Below are 18,729 nucleotides of genomic sequence, written 5' to 3'. Positions count from 1 at the left end.
ACTATTCTAATGCTGAACTAATGCACAATTATTGAATCTGAATAAACATTATTATCACTTAAACGAAAATTTGTTGAGAAGAAAGAAGAAAAACATCCCACTATGGGCTATTATATGGAGCTTTCATTAATTTAGGATGTCACATTTTATGCCACAATCATCTCGCTATAGTGATGAAAAAGTTGAAGGTTTACTCTCTGACCTCGTTACCGTGTTAGAAAAAAACCATACCCCTGTTGACCTATCACTTATGGTGTTAGGCAATATGGTCACGAATCTGCTTAATACCTCGGTTGCGCCAGAGCAACGTAAAATGATTGCAGAATCTTTTGCAAATGCCTTACTTTCTTCTGTTAAAGAAGATAAATCACACTAATTGACTAATGAAATAAACAGTATGGTCACCCATCAGCGCTACCGTGACAAAGTCTCCAATATGATTGGTTGGGGACACTGGTTTGCACTATTTAATATACTGCTTAGCCTCGTGTTAAGTAGCAGCTACCTGTTTATTTTTGACTGGCCAGATACATTAACTGGCCGCGTCTATGCTTTTGTCAGCTGGTTAGGTCACTTCAGCTTTGTGGTGTTTGCCGCTTATCTTCTGATTATTTTCCCACTGACCTTTATTGTTATGTCCCAGCGGCTATTGAGGGTGATCTGTGTTGCACTTGCTACCGCGGGTGCTACGTTGTTAATCTTTGATATTCGAGTTTTTAGTCAATTTGGCCTTCACCTCACCCCACAAGTTTGGGATTTAGTCATTAACCCAACAAAAGGGGAAATGGCGCGTGAATGGCAATTAATGTTTATTAGTATTCCGATAATTTTCCTTATTGAGATGCTATTTGCCACATGGAGTTGGCAGAAATTACGCAGTCTGAACCGCCAAACATTCGGTAAACCGCTCGCAGGGATTTTCATCGTCACCTTTATCATGTCTCACTTAATGTATGCTTGGGCGGATGCGAATTTTTATCGCCCTATTACCATGCAGCGTTACAATTATCCATTGTCTCAACCAATGACTGCGCGTAAGTTATTAGACCGATATGGCTTGTTAGATTTAACTGAGCATCAAAATAGAGTCTTCCAGCAAGGTAGCCCAACAGCACTTAAGCTCCAATATCCCCTAAAACCACTCAGTTACCAAAGTCAAAGTGCAGGTTATAATTTATTATTATTAGTTGTCGATAATCTTGGCAATGAAACACAGCAAAATAAAATGACTGCGTTGAATGATTTCAAAGCAATTAGTACACAATTCACTAATCACTATAGTGCTGGATTACGTAATGATACCGCTTTGTTCGGCTTGTTTTATGGTATTTCGTCGACATACTTGGACAATATCCTCAATGGCCGCCATCCCTCTTTATTGATTGAGGCTCTCCAGCACCAAGGCTATCAATTTGGCTTATTTTCAACAGATGGCTTTAACTCCCCGCTGTTCCGCCAAGCTATTTTATCTGATTACTCACTGCCTGCTAAAACAGCAGATAGCGACAAGCTAACAATTTCACAGTGGGAAACATGGCTTAATAGCATTCAAAATAATACGCCTTGGTTCTCATTCGTCAATATTAAGGGCACACCGGGTAGCTCACAGACTAACGAGCAAATTAATCAAGTTATCAGTAGTCTAAAACGAGAGAATAACTTAGAAAACACCATTGTTATTATTACCGCAAATTACAATAACAACGGTGATCAAGAAGATAACTGGGTCAATAAAAAGCATTTTAATCGTGATAAGATGCAGGTTCCTCTATTTATTTACTGGCCAAATACACCTGCTCAGCAAATTGAAAAACTGACAAGTCATCAAGATATTATGACCACCATCATGCAGCGATTACTCCACGTGAGTAATCAAACTGATGATTACAGTCAGGGTGAAGATCTATTCAGTAGCCATCGTATCTACCCTTGGGTTATTACAGGTGATAATGATGACGTGGTTATCACTAAAAATAATGCGACGCTGTTTATGGATAGCAACGGTCAGTTCAATATCTATAACCGCCAAGGTGAAGTTGAAAAAGGTGAAAAACCTGACTTAGCTGAATTACTGAAAATTTTCACTGAACTGAAGCGTTTTAATGAAAATTAGTGCTTAAATATCAATCAATCATAGTACTAAGCTATTGCCTTTAAGCACAATTTAAGTACTATTAATTGAGTTATATCGGCATGTAGCGCAGCTTGGTAGCGCATCGTCATGGGGTGGCGAGGGTCGTAGGTTCAAATCCTATCATGCCGACCAATTTTTTATAGAAAAACCAACCTGTTAGGGTTGGTTTTTTTGTATCTAGCTTTTTCCTATCCACTTTTCATCATCTCATTTTAAATACGCCTCGATAAAGAATAGCGCGCAAAACTTAATGTGTAATCGATTTAGAAAACATCTGGATGATAATAATTCCTATGGCAATGCAACCCATACCTATTAGTGCAGGCAGATCAAGCTTTTGTTTATAAACAAAAAATGATAGTACTGAAACAAGGAATATCCCTGCGCCAGCCCATATTGCATAAGCGATGCCTATATTCATGCTTTTAACTACTTGCGATAAGCCATAAAAGGAAATCGCATAACCTACAACGACTATAATACTTGGTATTAACCGAGTAAAACCATCAGACGCCTTTATCATGGTTGTCGCTGCTGTTTCAGCTAATATAGACACCATTAAAATTGCATATACTTTCAGCATAAAGACCTCTTTGACTTATTTAAAAAACAGCATAGGACGTTACCGATGTTACCTTCGGTAACGTCTATTGATTAAAGTGATAAATTTTATATTGGATTAACGGGCTCGTCGCCATGGTAGACGCTTATACCACGGCACAGGAACTGGATGTACGATAGCACTCAAGGCTCGAGAGTAATCCATAATGAGCCCTGGAGTCCATGCCATCATAAGTGCGCGCCGGCGAACCTGAGCTGCTATCCACAATTCAGGCATACAAAGCACGTTTAACATCTCAAAAAAACCGCTTCTTTTTTGCATCGATAAGACACCATCTAACGCAGCTTCCAATCCATAAGCGACACTACTTGAACAATTTTGATATGTAAGATTATACGTCGGTTGCTGGCGATATATTGCCCAAAAATTCTGCAACGATGCTTGATTATAAACTTTGAAAATAATTTGCCTATCCGATTCACACCATTCAGCGGCTTCAGTTTGGTAGCTAGGTAAAAAACGGCCGGGAACATTATTATCGGCGGTAGCTTTTAACAACCTAAAAAATTCTGAAGGTGATCGATCGATATCGTCCGCTGGATATAAGCTAATATAAAGGTGAGGATAAAGTTCCAATGCCGCATGCCCTGTTGATATAACACCGTCAGAGTCAACCGCTGCAATATAACGGTTAATAATTGGACGTGCTACTGGTCGCTGATTAGCTGAGCCTTCAGGTGTCCAGACATGAACAGTTAAAACAGATTTTTCTTCTGTTTTTTTATTGAGATTATCTTCTGAGGTAGCATCATTTTTTTGAGTGATAGACCCTTTTTTCTTAAATGACAGAGGTAAAGGCCGCATCAATTCAAATATCGCCGTGCCTTGACGTATATAACGTGCACGTAATGCAATGCGTAAACACCCAAGGCCACTGGCTATCATTAAAAACCCAAGGAAAAATGAAATAGTGGCTTGGTGATGGGTAAATAAGAAAAAGGCAAAAAATATCTCAATTCCACCCCAAAGCATAATTAGCGGCCATCCGGGGAAACGCACAATCCAAGCTGAGGCAACAACAAATAAACCCGTAAAAAAATACGCAAAACCAAACATCGCAGAGAGTAATACATTGCTGTACTTCTGATTAATTAAAATCACTAATGCACAAAAAAAGAAAAGGCCACCTTTAAAAAAAAGTATCGCTTTTTGCGCACCAACGCCACTGGATGCAACACTTAATGTCACCAAACTTTCTAGTAACAATAAAATACCAAATAAATGTATTGGAAAGAAAACATTGCCATCGAGGCCATCAATAAAAATTGAAATACCGATCAAACACCAAAGGACACCTATCCCCCAAAGATAATGAGCTTTACCTCTGATAAATTCAGCGCCAAAAAGTAATAACGCAATCTGTAGCATCACTTATCCCTGTTCTTATTCAAATTCCAAGAAACTTCACTTGAAATAAACCAATTACCAACAACCATTATCGGATCGCTGTCACCAAAAATTACACTTCCACGATCTTCTATATTCCAGCAATCACCATTACTATCAATAAAACGAAAAGTCATTGTAGGAAGAGATGCGTAATTCTGTGAAGAATGCCAATGCTGATACATTTTTTCATAATCATCAGGATGAACCGATTGCATAAGTTGTTTTGAATTAGACAGACCCGTGATTTCTACTTTTGGTAATATATCCTCCTGATTTCCCCATTCAATATCGCCATTACTCAAATTCAGTTGATATACAAGATGCTGTTGTTGATAAGCGCCCTGCTGTTCATCAATCTGATGAGTACTTTTCCTGACAACCCGCAGAAAAACCATCAATAGCGATATTACAGTCAAATAGCCCTGTATCAACCAGAGAGACTCATGTTGATATAATCCACGAAGATAAAAAGGCCCCAATTGAGAATGGGTATAGTAAATCGTAATCGTCGCAAGAATTAATAATGCAATTGAACTACCACGATTACCCCATAGCAAAGATAGAAATACTGCCAATAAAACAGGGATACAGAGTAAGGATAAATTCGCAAAATTTCGTTGATAATTAAAATATGTGCGATATAACTGTATCGCGCTGTCATTAAATATCAATATCGTGCTGATAATCAGCAGGACAAAAATAATCCCCCCCCACATTAGGCTTATTTTTGAAACTTTAGATATTTTAAGACGTGAATTAATCAGCCCCATAATAACGGTTGTCGCGAAAATATTACCCGTAACATCAGCAACAACGCCATCCCAGAAAATATCTTTTATTGGTAGATTATTCAGCCAATACATGAAAATCGAAAATAGGGCCGCATCAGCAAAACTGACAATTATCGTTGTTGAAAACCACAATAATATTATTTGTAGATCGTCCCCGTTGCGAGCATATCTCCGAACAATCCAAGCAATTGCTATACATGAAATCATGGCAAGAGCCGAATAGAGAAGCGATAGAAACACATCTTCACGCTCAAAACCATCGAGAATAAGATTTAATGTAATAAACCCAATTAACAATAATAGCCAATGCCGCTTATGCATGCATAAAAAAGCTGTCGTTGCGACTCCCGCAGGGAACCAGACAACGGAAATTTCGGAACCAGCCGGCGTGAGTAAATCTGAAATTTCACCTGTTACATAATAAAGTAACAGCCAGCCTATAATGGCAACTAGCGGTGAGTAGCGTGATAACAGAGATGTTTTCATAAATTATCTCAAACTTGGTAAAATCATATTGTCTTATCTTGACTTAAAAGTACTCATTCCATCTTTTTACTTCAAAAAACATCAAAATTAAGCCTTAAGGTAGAGCAATTATACCTAGTCTTGATTTAAGAAGAAATATTGATAGGTTCCATCATCTAAATAAATACACTAGAAATAAATTTTTCATCAAAATCATTCCCACTCTATCCAAATTTAAAAAACTATTTTATTATTAAATAGAGCGAGCAAGCTTACGAGTACTAAAAAACCCACCCATACATGGGAGGTTAGTATGTTCATCGTATATACTATTATCGTAGTTGCTTTTTTCATTTCACTCGCGACTATCGATATTCCTGATAGCGAATTCATCAGCGTTGATATTGAAGATAAGCAAATAGGACTGATGTATGTTATGTAATCATCTTTAAAAGCCCTTTCAGATTATCTGCAAAGGGCTTTTAGTTATTATTCTACCGCCTTACTCCAAATTTGACATTTAGTACCCATATAGCCTATTTATTCATAGAGAGATAACAAAACATTGTCACTTGGGATAGTATGAACATAAGTATTGTTATTTGATTTTTATTTAGTTTTACTTTCTCAAATAGGAATTTGGCATGTTACGTTACGCTGTTCGTATCACCCATGTTTTTCGACATGTCTTTCATTCTCGTCCGCGTTTTGTCGTTTCATTACTCGCTGCATTAGCGACTTTTTTAGCCTTATTTTCTTATCAAAGTACAATCATAAACCTGATCATCAGCTGGAATACCTTTGCTTGGAGCTATTTGATTTTTTTATTTCAACGGATTATTAGCCGTAAATCCAAAGATATTCGGAAAATAACAAAAATAGAAGATGAAAGCGCAAAAATGGTTATATTTTTCTTGATGTCGGGCTGCTGCGTGAGTTTGCTCGCTTTATTTTTTGCCTTAGGTGGGCACAGTGAATTGGCAAAAGGTGAAAAAATATTTCCTTATATTTTAACTGCCTCGACATTGATCTCATCATGGTTACTTTTACCCGCAGGTTTTACCATGCATTACGCCCATCTTTACTACAATAACCCTGAACAAGATAAACCTTGGTTACTTTTTCCAGATAAGATTATAGCGCCAAATTATTCTGATTTTATGTATTTCTCTTTTACTATCGCCGTTGCATCACAAACTGCAGATATTGATGTTGCCTCAACCATAATGCGACGAGCAGTACTGCTACAATCTATTATTTCGTTCATATTCAATATGGCAATACTCGGATTATGTATCAACATTTCCGCAAGTTTATTCTAGCTAATAAGGTAAACCCTGTACAAATAACAAATTAGTGACTTCCACGAGGGATCCCCTACTAAATTAACGGTGACCATTAGTAGCGATTAATAATGCTATGATCACCTTGCTCCCCTCTCATGATTGCTCTTTGCTGTTCATGCACTGAGTCATTCACAGCTCTTTGTTCTGAATCTGTCCGACTTTTCTTATGCGTTCTATGCATCGGATTATCATCACTAAATATAGATTTCGGATCATGCGTTTTACTATTTGGTTTATAGCTAATAGGCTCAGTGCAGCCCACAAGAAATATTGTAAAAAAAAGAAAAAAGAAGTTAGTCTTCATAAAAACGCTCATTATCAATAGATAAATTCATTTTACTTTAAATTACCAAATGATAATAGTTATTATTTACTCAATAAGTAGATATTTATATGTTTGAAAATACCGTCATTGATAGCACGATATCTTAAAAGGTAGGCGGTCACTTCAAGCGAGTTGATTCATTATCTTCGGTTTCTGCGGGCGGAACACCCAATAATACAATGCCAGCAAAGGTTACTATATAACCAATATATTTGTTATTAAGTAATTTATTTAGCATAATTTGACTCCGAATAAAGTGAGATTTCTTCTAAATTAACACTTAGAGAAAGAATTGAATAGTTTTTTTACATTCTCTTAAGCAGAGGCTTTATCACTTTTGCGCATAAAAAGAGCCACATAGCATCGATAATATGCATATGTGGCTCTAAATTAAGTTTAATAACAGAAATTAATTATTTTTATCTTTGTTTTCTATCGCTATTACCTGTGGTTTCTCTTCTTCTGGTAATTCGTACTCAATACCAATGCTTAAAAGCCCACTCGATAGATCTGCTTTTTCAATTCTAACATTTTTACCTAAGTCAAACTGCAAACTAAACTGACCTTGTGAAATACCTTGATGGATCCACTTTTCATTCTTTTCTTGGATCTTCTCTTCTTTTTTCCCTTCAACTACTAAACGCCCACCTTTCAATGAAACATTTAAATCACTTTCTTGGTATCCAGGAACACTTAAGGTCAATTCATAATGACTGTCATCAACCTGCTTCAAATTGTAAGTTTGAACTGGTGATGAAATAGGTTTGCTACCTGTTAATTGACTAAATAAGCGATCTATCTGGTCAAAACGATTTGATAATAAATTATCTGAAATTACAGGAAATAAAGAAAAAGGTCTAATACTAGCCATAACTCCTCCTTCAGTATGAATTGAATAATGATGATGACATCGTGACTTATCGTATAAATATGTATCGAATTTTAGTTTTCAACCCTAAAAAAATATTTTTTTACTTTCTCAGGCCGTTAACTCTAATGGCTCTAAAAATAATATGGCGATAAGGCTGAGAAATTCAAGAGGAGAAAAATTCGAAATTAATATTGTATTAAATACGGATTTTTCGAAAGATTACAGATAGGAAGGAATTATAAAGACATAAAAAAACCCCACCAAAGTGAGGTTTCAAATTCTAACTATTGTATACTCTTAAACATTCGTACTTACTATTTGAAGTACAAGTTAAAGCATAAATAGATATCTAAGATAAGCTCTTAGATAGCAACAACGTTTGCTGCTGCTGGACCTTTAGCGCCGTTCTCGATAGAGAAAGAAACTTTTTGGCCTTCAGCTAATGATTTGAAGCTGTCGCTTTGGATTGCAGAGAAGTGAACAAACACGTCTTTGCTGCCATCTTGTGGAGTGATGAAACCAAAACCTTTCTCGTCGTTAAACCATTTTACTGTACCAGTCATTGAAGCTGACATAGGATTTCCTTTTAATTATTTAAAATGCCATAAGGCGTGTTGGAGGTTTGATATCGTTTTTCTTACTTATGGGTAGTAATTAGAAGGAATTCGCATTGACAGGTATCGAGGATAACTTTAAATGGTGAACTACTTTAAACTGCACTACATAAATAGGCCTGTACTTCCAAACCAGTGGCGCTATTTACTCATAAAATTGACCATATAGCAAATGATTTTAAGCTTTATTTATTAAAATCGTAATAAAACAATAACTAAAGACACTGATGCTGAACGAAATATATCCAATTTATTTTTAGTCAACCAATTGAATATCTAAGTGTTTTAATAATTCTAATGCTTCAAACCTTGAAAACGTTGCTTTGTTGATTTTATTTTGGCGAATATCAATATCAAATGAATGTGTGCCCGTAAAATCGACTTCCTCTAGGCTTGTCTGCATAAATAAGCTATTCGATAAATCAGAATCAATTATAGTTGATTTGTTTAGTTCACTATTTCTAAAATCAATATCATGCAAACGACAACTTTCAAAATTTGACTCGTGTAGTTTTAAACCAAAAAAGCTACTACCACTTAAAATGCTTTCTTTAAAATTAAGCTGTGAGTAAAAGTCAAAACGGGGCCAGTAAGCTTTTGTCCAATCAATTCCAACAAGCTTACAACCAACAAACTCGACATTAGAAAAGCGAGTATTAGCGATGTTAATTAAGCTTAAATTGCAGTGTTCAAAAGTACAATCAATAAACTTGCATTGCACAAATAACGTTGAAGAAAAATCACAATGTACAAACTCACAGCGCTCAAAAACCACCTGATTAAGCTGGCCTTCTATTAATTCGATATGTTCAATTCGCTCATCAAAATATTCAGTATTGTTAATAAAATCCACTTATTTTCTCTCACTTATGTATTTATCTATTACCTGACCACCAGCAAACTACTGTACATATTAACATGCCAATAAAACTAGAACCCCCGCCTAAATCACAAAATGAATCTAGTAATGAAACGGTTAAATTATTTTATTCATTTCTATTAGTTTCTTAATTTTAGATCTACACTAATGGTACGCTTTAACTTATTGTTTATATTATCGATGAATATTAAATTTAGATTAGCTACACATCAGGATATCAACCAATTGAATGATATTGATACCGTCGGTACGACTGAACGCTATCAAGAAATAGCGCTATGGATAACACAACATAATTGCTATTTAATAGAGCAAAATGATGAAATATTAGCCTATGGCGTATTTCATTATCATTTCTTTGCACAAGGTTTTATTGAATTATTGATGGTTGCTCGACAACATCGGCGACAAGGTTTGGGGTTAGTGTTAATTACAAATTTTAAATCTCTGTGTAAAACCCCAAAACTTTTCACCTCAACAAACCAATCTAATCGACTAACACAACAATTATTTCAGCGTGCTGGGTTTATCAGAAGTGGGTTCATTGAAAACCTTGATGATGCCGACCCTGAACTAATCTATTGTCAGTTACTGAAATAAATAAAAATTAATAGCGGTTACAGTAATGATAGCGCCATAACCACTGTTTGTAGTTTTTGATTAAATATTTGATAAGTTTGCTGATTGATGCTGTCAGGAAAATAAACCTCATCGTAATTAAATTAAATATTTTATTAGCATACGCATTTTTATTAAACTGACAATCCATTTTCGGCTTCTTAAACTATCAAAAATAATAACTAACTAATTGTTTTTAAATTATTATTTAAATTCACTCGGATCAATGCACTGTTTCATCTTCGTTTTATAAAAAAATATTTTCTAATCGATATTGACATTCCCCCTTTATCCATCTAAAAATACTGTATATTAATACAGTTATCGATAGAGGTTATTATGTTACGCATCGAAGTGTTATTTGATAAAAATGCACCACAAAAACCAAACAATAATGTTCTGGATGCGCTTGAATGTGAGATTTTGCGCAAACTACAAACTCAATACCCTGATATGGTTACGCGGGTTGGCTTTAGTTCACAACAGCGTATTAATATTTCAGGTACTAAAATTGCCGAAGATAAGCTAAAGATTGAAGAAATACTGGAAGGAATTTGGATGGATGACGGTTGGCTTCCAGAAGAAAATTTATCCGAGTAATACTCGAACCATAAACATCGCTTAAAATTAAGAAAATAGCTGATATCTTTTTAATTAACTTAACCTTATTTTTTCTTGGCTGTGGGTAGATTTATCAATTGCACAAAATTTAGCGCATAAAATAGGGGCTGTAATTCGTGTTACGAATGGACTTGACAATCAAGGTGTTGGCTTCGTTATTGACTTACCTTAAATGTGATTATGCTATTAAGTTAACTGTGCTTATGTATATTTATGACTATAATGATTTTTCATACGTCAAAATACTTATGCATTGAAAGAGGTAATAATGTCACAAGCGTTAATTATCATTGATCTAATTGAAGATATTATCGGAAAGAATGGTTTATCGAATTCAAGTTATCAGCAAACTCAAGCCCGTCATATTGTCGAGCAAGCAAACATAGCGGCCAATTATGCACGAAGTAATAATATTCCTGTAATCTGGGTTAAAGTTGGTTTTTCTGATGATTACCAAGATATCCCTGCGGGTTCTCCCATGTTTCAGCAGGCAAAAAAAAATGGGGCATTAAAACTTAGCGGAAATGGGTGCAGTTGGGTACAGGATCTTGAAGTGCATTTTCGAGACCCTATTATGGTTAAAAAAGGTGTGTCTGCGTTTACAGGCAACAAATTAAACAAATGGCTTATTGATAATGAAATTACCCAGTTATACCTAGGGGGTGTTAGTTCATTAATGGCTATCCAAAGTAGTGCACGGCAAGCCCATGATTTAGGCTATTCCGTGACAGTTTTAGAGGATTTATGTGCTGCTGCAACGCTTGAACTTCATGAACAAAGTATGCAAGCATTGCAAGGAATGGCTAAAATCTCATCTATTAAAGAATTTATGCAAACAAAGTAATCGCGTTTTTAAATAAGCAATTTTATTTGTTTTCAGCTACTGTTTGTAGATATATCTCTCGTAGCCGGATAGCAATATTGCCCGGCTTACCTTCACCAATTTTTTGCTCATTCACCATAACTACAGGCCAAATTAATGTGGTCGCAGAAGTAATAAATACCTCTTTAGCATCCAGCATTTCTTCAACTGTAAATGCTTTTTCAATAATGTCTAATCCCTGCTCTTTTGCTAATAATAAAATAGCTTTGCGCGTGATCCCCGGTAATATTTTATTATTCAGCTCACGCGTTCGTAATTTATTTTCTTGTGTCACAATAAAACAATTACTTGAGCTTCCTTCAGTAACATAACTCTCTTTCGTAAATAGTGCATCGTCTGCCCCATGTTCATGGGCATACTCTTTTGCCATAGATGCCGCTAATAATGCGACTGTTTTAATATCACAGCGCTGCCAACGAATATCGTCAACAGTCACAACTTTAATACCTATTTTTGCTTTTGTGCTATCAACAATAGCTAATTTTTGGGTAAATAATACGAGTGTGGGATTTATGTTTTGCTCTGGATATAAAAAACTGCGCTGCATTGCATTCCCACGACTCAGTTGCAAATAAACCAGCCCTTCGTGAAGATTATTTTTTTCGATCAACTGAGTGTGGATCTGTTTTAATTCAATCTCACTGTAAGGTAGCTTTAGTTTTAATGCTGCACACGAACGTTGTAATCGGGCAATATGATGATCAAAATCCACTAAACACCCATTAATTACCGCTGTGACTTCATAAACGGCATCCGCAAATAAAAAGCCTCTATCAAAAATTGAAACAGTAGCTTGTTTTTCCGGTAAAAAATCACCATTAACGTAAGCAATCATAGATATCCCTTCCTTTAAAATTTGCTAAGTTGATAGGTCACCATAATAGCACGACTCTGTTTGACTTAAGAGTATGTATCGTCGCCTCACAGATTTCATTTTCCGCCTTAGATTCCCCTTTTATCCCTCTTAGTCGTTGTGAAAACACCCCCATAAAATTAAGTTTAATTTTTAAAATAGTTTTTAAACTTAACTTGACTTTAACATCGTAAAAGCTAAAATGCCCTCACGTGATCGAGATCACACTTTAACATTTGGAGTTAAGATGAAAAGTATCAAAGAATTTATTAGCAGCGTGCAAGAAGTTGTTGAATTGCTTTCTAAACGTTTTATGTAGTTCCGCTTTCCCTAGTCAATCAACCTTATTTTAGCGTTAATTTAAAATGCAACTTTGCATAGCGGCCTTAAAAATTTAAGGCCGCTTTTTTATTCAAATACATTTTCAATAATCTTAGCCACATTCGCGGTACTAATAGCGACCAGTATTAAGCCCCTACGACTCACCCTTCACTTTTAACTCAGCAATCAGAAAAACACGAATTATTAGTAATGTTACTTAATGTTATTATTTTGTTTTATATTATCGCTTATTAGAATATGCCTAAAATGCATTAAATCATCATGATTGAAACAAAAATTGAGTTAAAGCATTGACCAATCTAAGGCTAATCAATTAATTCATATCACTATTTTTCTTATTCTGAAATACATTTTTACTGCTCGAATAATGAAATTTAATTTTGTTTATGTTAGTGTTTATGACGATTTACAATATTTTCTCTACCCGTATTATATTACCCAAAGAAGGAGAACACATGCAGCAGCAACTGCTAGACTGGGTACGTCAGTTTAATCAAGACTACGCTAACCTTGCCTCACTTTTAATGGTTCTTGGATTAATCCTCGTAGTCGCCCTTATCTTACATTTAGTTTTACACAAAATAATTCTCCCTCGAATAGAAAGAAATGGCCAAAAAGCAGGCGCTGGCTGGCAACATCAGTTAACTCAATTCAGTCTTTTTAACCGTATTGCGTTTGTTATTCAGGGTGTTGTCGTAAATATCCAAGCGACACTATGGCTTCATTCAGATTCCACTGCTCAAGTTATCCTTAAAGTCGGTTCCCAAGCATGGTGCTTACTATTTGGCTTGCTAACTATTTATTCGGTTCTCGATATCGTATTAAGTATGTTGCAACGTGCAGCTAAAACTGCACATTTGCCTTTACGTGGTATTTTTCAAAGCATCAAATTAATTGCCTCTATACTTATCGCTATCATGATCATTGCCTTGCTCATTGGTAAGTCACCACTCATTATTTTAAGTGGCTTAGGTGCAATGACCGCGGTAATGATGTTGGTATTTAAAGATCCTATCATGGGATTAGTGGCAGGAATTCAATTATCTGCAAATAATATGGTCAATATTGGTGACTGGCTTGAAATGCCTAAATATGGCGCGGATGGTGCAGTTGTTGATATCGGGTTAACGACCGTTAAAGTACGCAATTGGGATAATACTGTTACCACAATTCCAACCTATGCACTTATTTCTGATTCATTTAAAAACTGGAAAGGAATGACGGATTCAGGTGGGCGACGCATTAAACGCAGCATTCGCTTAGATGCTAATTGTGTTCATTTTTTAGAATCAAATGAAATTGCCAATCTTGAAAAAGCCAATTTACTTGAACCTTATATAGATAAAAAAGTTGCTGAAATTCATACATACAACTCAGCATTGCCTGAAGATAAAGCAATCCCACTCAATCAACGCCGTTTGACCAATATTGGTACCTTCCGTGCTTATATTGAGGCTTATTTGAAGTCCCATCCAAATATTCATAAAAGTATGACCATCATGGTGAGGCAACTTGAATCTGATTCAAATGGTATTCCGATAGAAATATATGCCTTTACTAATACGACTGTCTGGGTTGACTACGAAAGAATACAATCCGATATTTTTGACCATATTTTCTCCATATTGCCGCAATTTAATCTAATGGTTCATCAATCACCTACCGGAAATGACGTTAGAATGATTGGTAATACCAAAGAAAAACCGTTAACACTTAGTGATTAGTTAGTATTTCTTATTTTTCTACATCTTAAGTAGTAATCCTAAGAGGGGGAAACCCCTCTTTTTTTCTACCTTCCATACTATTCGTTATATAAATAAAAACATAACTATTGTTAATAAAAATAGGATGAACACTTACGCTTTGTAGAAAAAAAAGCCTTATAAATTATATAAATAATGTCACTTACCACCCATTTATTAAGGATATTGTTGATGTAAATCATGTCACTTTGCGCTGACTTTTTTTAACATATAAAACAAGAAGGTAATATCGTTATTTACATATAGGCAATGTCAATGCATAAAATTAAAAAAAATACTCATTTTGGAGCACTGAGCAGGAGGGAATTTATACAAACCTCTGCAACTGTTGCGGGTGCCGCCGCAGTTGCTGGCTCAATCACCCTACCATTTTCCGCACAGGCGAAAACACCCGCCATGATGCCAGATGAAACCAGCGAAAAAATTAGTTATAGCGCTTGTTTAGTTAACTGTGGTAGTCGCTGCCCACTTAAAGTTCACGTCAAAGACGGTGTCATTAGTCGTATATCAAATGAAACGATGTACGATGACTCCACTTTAGGTGAACATCAAATTCGCCCGTGCTTACGGGGTCGTTCCGTACGCTGGAAAACTTACAACCCTGACCGTTTGAAATACCCAATGGTACGTGTAGGCAAACGTGGCGAAGGTAAATTTAAAAAAATCAGTTGGGATGAAGCAACCACCATTATTGCTGAAAAATTAAAGTACACTATCGATAAATACGGTAGCGATGCGATTTATTATCAATATGGTTCAGGTTCTACTGGGGCAAATTTACATGGTCGTGCAGCCTGTAAACGCTTACTAAGCCTAACCGGTGGATTTCTTGGCGATTATGGTACCTATTCCTACGCTCAATTGATGGAAATTACACCATACGTTTATGGTAGTGTTGAAGAATCTTATCTTACCGAAATTCAAAATTCTGATTTGGTGGTAATGTTTGGTCACAACCTAGCAGAAACGCGTATGTCAGGTGGTGGTCAGTTTTATGAAACACTGAATGCACTCGATAAGAGTAAAGCCAAAGTTATTATTATCGACCCTCGTCGTACCGATAGCGTAACCACTTTAGGGGCTGAATGGATCCCTATCTATCCGGGTACTGACGCAGCATTAGTGGCTGCTCTTGGTTATGTCATGATCCAAGAAGGCCTAACGGATGAAGAATTCTTAAAAACCCATTGCGTCGGTTGGGATGAATCAACACTGCCTGCATCTGCACCACGAAATGCCGCTTATAAAGATTACATCTTGGGTAATGGCCCTGATGGCATCGTTAAAACGCCTGAATGGGCAAGTAAACTCACGGGGATTTCCGTTGCACATATCACGCAACTTGCTCGTGAAATTGGTAATGCAAATCGTGCATGGATTTCACAAGGTTGGGGACTGCAACGTACTGAAAATGGTGAGCAAGCTTGCCGTTCAATCATGATGCTACCAATCATGTCAGGTAATATTGGCCGCGCAGGTACCAATACGGGTCTGTGGGGTAACAGCTTTGCCTACCCAGTAGCGGGCTTTGGGTTACCGAACCCTGTCAAAGCACTGATCCCAACGTATATGTGGTCAGAAGCGATTTCTCGCGGTAAAGAACTCACCGCTGAGAATGGCGGGGTCAAAGGTGTCGATAAACTCAATAATGATATTAAATTTATGTGGTGCTATTCCAGCAACGTGATTGGTAACCAACACGGTGACTTGAATAAAACCCATGAAATTCTATCTGATGAGTCAAAATGTGAATTTATTCTTGTTTGGGATAACCATGATACTCCTTCTGCAAAATATGCCGACTTATTGCTACCGGACGTAACAACCGTTGAAACAAACGATTTGATCAATAACTCCTATGCTAGTGGTGCTTATCACTATTTAGTTCGTTTGCAAAATGCGATTGAGCCACTGTGGGAAAACCGCCCTAACTATGACGTTTTAGTCGATGTCGCTGAAAAAATGGGTGTAAAAGATCAATTCACTGAAGGTCGTACCTATGCAGATTGGATTGAGTTTTGCTACAACAAGACACGTGAAAAAATGCCACATTTACCTGAGTTTAGTGAAACGGACGGGGCTGGGATCATTGATCGTAAGTTCCTCAATAGTGCTGAGAATATTGCGCTTAAAGATTTCCGCGATGACCCAATCAATAACCCATTGAAAACACCGTCAGGTAAAATTGAAATTTACTCTGAACAACTGGTTGAACGCGTTAAAAACTGGGAACTGCCAGAAGGACAACGAATTCCTGGTGTTCCAGAGTACTGTATGAATAAAGAAGGTGTCGAAGCCCAAGCTTCACAACAAAAACATTCTTTACTTATGACAGGCTTCCACGATAAAGGTCATGTGCATTCAACTTACTACAATGTTGCCATGCTGCGTGAAGCGATCCCTCATCAATTCTGGTTAAATCCAATTGACGCACAAGAACGCGGTTTAAACAGTGGGGATACCGCTGAAATTTATAATGACCGTGGTCGTATCCAAATTAAGGTAAAAGTAACAGAGCGTGTATTACCAGGTGTTATCGCTGTTCCTCAGGGCGCATGGCGCACCCTCAATAGTGAAGGATTAGATATCGGTGGTTGTATTAATACTCTAACTTCACACGTTCCTTCTCCGTTAGCGAAGGGAACACCACAGCATACCAACCTTGTTGAAGTTAAACGCGCTTAAGGAGTTAATCGATGAAACAGTATGGCTTTTATTTTGACTCCACAAAATGCACTGGCTGTAAAACCTGTCAGGTCAGTTGTAAGGATGAAAAAGATTTAGATTTAGGACCGAAATTCCGCCGCGTATATGAATTTGGCGGCGGAAGCTGGCAGAAACAAGATGGTATTTGGCAGCAAAACGTATTCAATTACTATCTGTCCATTTCTTGTAACCACTGCTCAAACCCAACCTGTGTAGAAGGCTGCCCTACTGGCGCGATGCACAAACGTGCGGAAGATGGTTTAGTTGTTGTCGACCAATCTATCTGTGTCGGTTGTCGTTACTGCGAATTGCGCTGCCCGTATGGTGCACCACAGTATGACGAAAAGAAAAAACTGATGAGCAAATGCGATGGTTGTTATGAACGTGTCGCACAAGGAATGAAACCGGTTTGTGTTGAATCTTGCCCGCAGCGTGCTTTAGATTTTGATGACATTACGGTGCTTCGCGAGTTACACGGTACAGAATGTGGCATTGCACCAATGCCAGATCCTAGCCTAACTAACCCAAATATCGTCATTAAGCCACACAAAGATGCCAAACCATTTGGCGATAAGAGTGGCGAACTTAAAAACCCTGCGGAGGTGTAAAATGCATGAATTACCATTAGTCTTTTTCACCGTCTTAGGACAATCCGCAGCAGGCTTATTTCTACTGGCTTATATAAGCCGTAGAATGGGTTCAATTGATGATAAACAGCTAAAAACAGCCAATATCGTTGCTTTTATTATTATGATTATTGGTTTAGTCATTGGTGGCTTACACGTAGGTCAGCCACTGCGTTTTTTCAACATGTTACTCGGCGTCGGCCGCTCACCAATGAGCAACGAAGCCTTTTTAAGTGGTGTGTTTGTCGGATGCGCAGCGGCAACGTTATTTTTCACGCTGTTTTATAAGCAAACATTGTTACGTGAGCTAGCGAATATTGCTGCTGTCATCACCGGCCTTGCTTTTGTTTGGTCAATTCCGCAAGTGTATAATATCGCTTCAATCGCTAACTGGAATACAGGTTATACAACATTACAAATGTGGATGACCATGCTCGTTGGTGGTGGTGCGCTTGCTATTACTATCGGTGCTCGTGGTTTAGGTATCACCTCTTTCCTCATCGGTACATTTGCGATTTTTGCCAGCCGTGCTGGATACCAAGCTTTCTTAACAGAAACAGGCCCTGCGCTTAGCAGTGAACAAACTGGCTTTTGGGGCTTCCAAGTTGTGGTATTAGCCGTTGCCCTCGCCGCTTTTGTCGGCATGGCATTAAAGCAACGTGCGCCAAAAGCGACTTTAGCCGTCTGCACTGCAGCTGTGTTATTAGCTGAACTATCCGGTCGCATTGCATTCTACAACCTGTGGCAAATCACCATGTAAGCTGCTGTTCCGACTGTGTTATAGTTATTTATCAAAGAGCTCAATTAATGGGCTCTTTGTTTAGAATTCGCTTGCAAATTATACAGCCAAGCGCAGCCAACAACGTTGTAATTTGAATTA

General features: G+C 37.2%; 18 protein-coding genes and 1 tRNA gene. 12 read left to right on the top strand and 7 right to left on the bottom strand.

All coding sequences use genetic code 11. The features are described 5' to 3' along the window. The first annotated feature begins 148 nt into the window (after nt 1–148). The 3 genes from M998_RS18405 to M998_RS18395 all read left to right on the top strand — a co-directional run bounded on the left by M998_RS18405 (nt 149) and on the right by M998_RS18395 (nt 2,266). Nucleotides 149–376, top strand: a complete 228-nt coding sequence (locus M998_RS18405; protein WP_068444754.1) for a YejL family protein — start codon at nt 149–151, stop codon at nt 374–376. A gap of 21 nt (nt 377–397) precedes the next feature. Continuing rightward, nucleotides 398–2,113, top strand: coding sequence for an LPS biosynthesis-modulating metalloenzyme YejM (gene yejM / locus M998_RS18400; RefSeq protein ID WP_068910209.1), 1,716 nt, complete (start codon nt 398–400; stop codon nt 2,111–2,113). A 76-nt stretch (nt 2,114–2,189) separates the two neighbouring features. After that, a tRNA-Pro gene (locus tag M998_RS18395) sits at nt 2,190–2,266 on the top strand. Nucleotides 2,267–2,381: 115 nt separating this feature from the next. Here the strand turns inward: M998_RS18395 and M998_RS18390 are convergent. The 3 genes from M998_RS18390 to M998_RS18380 form a co-directional block, all read right to left on the bottom strand. After that, nucleotides 2,382–2,714 carry a DMT family transporter gene (locus M998_RS18390; RefSeq protein ID WP_068910216.1) on the bottom strand — a complete coding sequence of 111 codons (333 nt, stop codon included), beginning with the start codon at nt 2,712–2,714 and terminating at the stop codon, nt 2,382–2,384. Between the two features lie 99 nt (nt 2,715–2,813). Next, complete coding sequence (locus M998_RS18385; protein ID WP_068444761.1) at nt 2,814–4,124, bottom strand: peptidase; 1,311 nt, start codon at nt 4,122–4,124, stop codon at nt 2,814–2,816. Next, nucleotides 4,124–5,422 (bottom strand): MASE1 domain-containing protein, encoded by a 1,299-nt coding sequence (locus tag M998_RS18380; protein WP_068910207.1) that lies wholly within the window; start codon nt 5,420–5,422, stop codon nt 4,124–4,126. Before M998_RS18380 ends, M998_RS18385 begins: the two co-directional genes overlap by 1 nt. A gap of 292 nt (nt 5,423–5,714) precedes the next feature. Here M998_RS18380 and M998_RS19965 point away from each other — a divergent pair, with 292 nt between their 5' ends. Together M998_RS19965 and M998_RS18375 are read left to right on the top strand one after the other, a co-directional pair. Continuing rightward, complete coding sequence (locus tag M998_RS19965; RefSeq protein WP_269459836.1) at nt 5,715–5,843, top strand: hypothetical protein; 129 nt, start codon at nt 5,715–5,717, stop codon at nt 5,841–5,843. A gap of 202 nt (nt 5,844–6,045) precedes the next feature. Next, nucleotides 6,046–6,723: a DUF1345 domain-containing protein gene (locus M998_RS18375; RefSeq protein ID WP_068910205.1), complete on the top strand. Its 678-nt coding sequence runs from the start codon at nt 6,046–6,048 to the stop codon at nt 6,721–6,723. Between the two features lie 758 nt (nt 6,724–7,481). Here the strand turns inward: M998_RS18375 and M998_RS18365 are convergent. From M998_RS18365 to M998_RS18355, 3 genes are all read right to left on the bottom strand, one after another. Then, a complete protein-coding gene (locus M998_RS18365; protein WP_068444771.1) occupies nt 7,482–7,943 on the bottom strand; it encodes an Hsp20 family protein in 462 nt (153 codons plus the stop codon). Nucleotides 7,944–8,305: 362 nt separating this feature from the next. Beyond that, the gene (gene cspE / locus M998_RS18360) at nt 8,306–8,518 is read right to left on the bottom strand and encodes a transcription antiterminator/RNA stability regulator CspE (RefSeq protein ID WP_068444774.1); all 213 of its coding nucleotides are present in this window, start codon (nt 8,516–8,518) and stop codon (nt 8,306–8,308) included. A 295-nt stretch (nt 8,519–8,813) separates the two neighbouring features. After that, nucleotides 8,814–9,410 (bottom strand): pentapeptide repeat-containing protein, encoded by a 597-nt coding sequence (locus tag M998_RS18355; protein ID WP_082913048.1) that lies wholly within the window; start codon nt 9,408–9,410, stop codon nt 8,814–8,816. 252 nt (nt 9,411–9,662) lie between these two features. On the opposite strand from M998_RS18355, the gene M998_RS18350 reads away from it, so the two are divergent. The 3 genes from M998_RS18350 (at nt 9,663) to M998_RS18340 (ending at nt 11,520) form a co-directional block, all read left to right on the top strand. Then, entirely contained in the window at nt 9,663–10,037 is a 375-nt protein-coding gene (locus M998_RS18350; protein ID WP_311136300.1) for a GNAT family N-acetyltransferase, read from the top strand. A gap of 357 nt (nt 10,038–10,394) precedes the next feature. Next, the gene (locus M998_RS18345) at nt 10,395–10,655 is read left to right on the top strand and encodes a DinI-like family protein (protein WP_068444784.1); all 261 of its coding nucleotides are present in this window, start codon (nt 10,395–10,397) and stop codon (nt 10,653–10,655) included. Between the two features lie 289 nt (nt 10,656–10,944). Continuing rightward, nucleotides 10,945–11,520, top strand: a complete 576-nt coding sequence (locus M998_RS18340) for a cysteine hydrolase family protein (protein ID WP_068910201.1) — start codon at nt 10,945–10,947, stop codon at nt 11,518–11,520. Nucleotides 11,521–11,542: 22 nt separating this feature from the next. Here M998_RS18340 and M998_RS18335 read toward each other — a convergent pair whose 3' ends face one another. Further along, nucleotides 11,543–12,400: a D-amino-acid transaminase gene (locus M998_RS18335; protein ID WP_073890223.1), complete on the bottom strand. Its 858-nt coding sequence runs from the start codon at nt 12,398–12,400 to the stop codon at nt 11,543–11,545. Nucleotides 12,401–13,209: 809 nt separating this feature from the next. On the opposite strand from M998_RS18335, the gene M998_RS18330 reads away from it, so the two are divergent. The 4 genes from M998_RS18330 (at nt 13,210) to M998_RS18315 (ending at nt 18,609) form a co-directional block, all read left to right on the top strand. Next, nucleotides 13,210–14,478: a mechanosensitive ion channel family protein gene (locus M998_RS18330; RefSeq protein ID WP_068444808.1), complete on the top strand. Its 1,269-nt coding sequence runs from the start codon at nt 13,210–13,212 to the stop codon at nt 14,476–14,478. A gap of 294 nt (nt 14,479–14,772) precedes the next feature. Next, nucleotides 14,773–17,202 carry a DMSO/selenate family reductase complex A subunit gene (locus tag M998_RS18325; RefSeq protein WP_068910199.1) on the top strand — a complete coding sequence of 810 codons (2,430 nt, stop codon included), beginning with the start codon at nt 14,773–14,775 and terminating at the stop codon, nt 17,200–17,202. An 11-nt stretch (nt 17,203–17,213) separates the two neighbouring features. After that, on the top strand, nt 17,214–17,831 hold the full coding sequence (locus M998_RS18320; RefSeq protein ID WP_068444811.1) for a DMSO/selenate family reductase complex B subunit: 618 nt from the start codon (nt 17,214–17,216) through the stop codon (nt 17,829–17,831). Nucleotide 17,832: 1 nt separating this feature from the next. After that, on the top strand, nt 17,833–18,609 hold the full coding sequence (locus tag M998_RS18315; RefSeq protein ID WP_068910198.1) for a dimethyl sulfoxide reductase anchor subunit family protein: 777 nt from the start codon (nt 17,833–17,835) through the stop codon (nt 18,607–18,609). Nucleotides 18,610–18,729: the final 120 nt, after the last annotated feature.

Source organism: Providencia heimbachae ATCC 35613 (assembly GCF_001655055.1).
Classification (GTDB): domain Bacteria; phylum Pseudomonadota; class Gammaproteobacteria; order Enterobacterales; family Enterobacteriaceae; genus Providencia; species Providencia heimbachae.
This window is presented reverse-complemented; position numbering and strand designations above follow the sequence as displayed.

Coding starts and splice junctions, on each gene's coding strand:
- M998_RS18330 (WP_068444808.1), top strand. CDS start 13,210: ATGCAGCAGCAACTGCTAGACTGGGTACGTCAGTTTAATCAAGACTAC.
- M998_RS18385 (WP_068444761.1), bottom strand. CDS start 4,124: ATGCTACAGATTGCGTTATTACTTTTTGGCGCTGAATTTATCAGAGGT.
- M998_RS18345 (WP_068444784.1), top strand. CDS start 10,395: ATGTTACGCATCGAAGTGTTATTTGATAAAAATGCACCACAAAAACCA.
- M998_RS18365 (WP_068444771.1), bottom strand. CDS start 7,943: ATGGCTAGTATTAGACCTTTTTCTTTATTTCCTGTAATTTCAGATAAT.
- M998_RS18375 (WP_068910205.1), top strand. CDS start 6,046: ATGTTACGTTACGCTGTTCGTATCACCCATGTTTTTCGACATGTCTTT.
- M998_RS18405 (WP_068444754.1), top strand. CDS start 149: ATGCCACAATCATCTCGCTATAGTGATGAAAAAGTTGAAGGTTTACTC.
- cspE (WP_068444774.1), bottom strand. CDS start 8,518: ATGTCAGCTTCAATGACTGGTACAGTAAAATGGTTTAACGACGAGAAA.
- M998_RS18320 (WP_068444811.1), top strand. CDS start 17,214: ATGAAACAGTATGGCTTTTATTTTGACTCCACAAAATGCACTGGCTGT.
- M998_RS19965 (WP_269459836.1), top strand. CDS start 5,715: ATGTTCATCGTATATACTATTATCGTAGTTGCTTTTTTCATTTCACTC.
- M998_RS18380 (WP_068910207.1), bottom strand. CDS start 5,422: ATGAAAACATCTCTGTTATCACGCTACTCACCGCTAGTTGCCATTATA.
- M998_RS18315 (WP_068910198.1), top strand. CDS start 17,833: ATGCATGAATTACCATTAGTCTTTTTCACCGTCTTAGGACAATCCGCA.
- yejM (WP_068910209.1), top strand. CDS start 398: ATGGTCACCCATCAGCGCTACCGTGACAAAGTCTCCAATATGATTGGT.
- M998_RS18325 (WP_068910199.1), top strand. CDS start 14,773: ATGCATAAAATTAAAAAAAATACTCATTTTGGAGCACTGAGCAGGAGG.
- M998_RS18340 (WP_068910201.1), top strand. CDS start 10,945: ATGTCACAAGCGTTAATTATCATTGATCTAATTGAAGATATTATCGGA.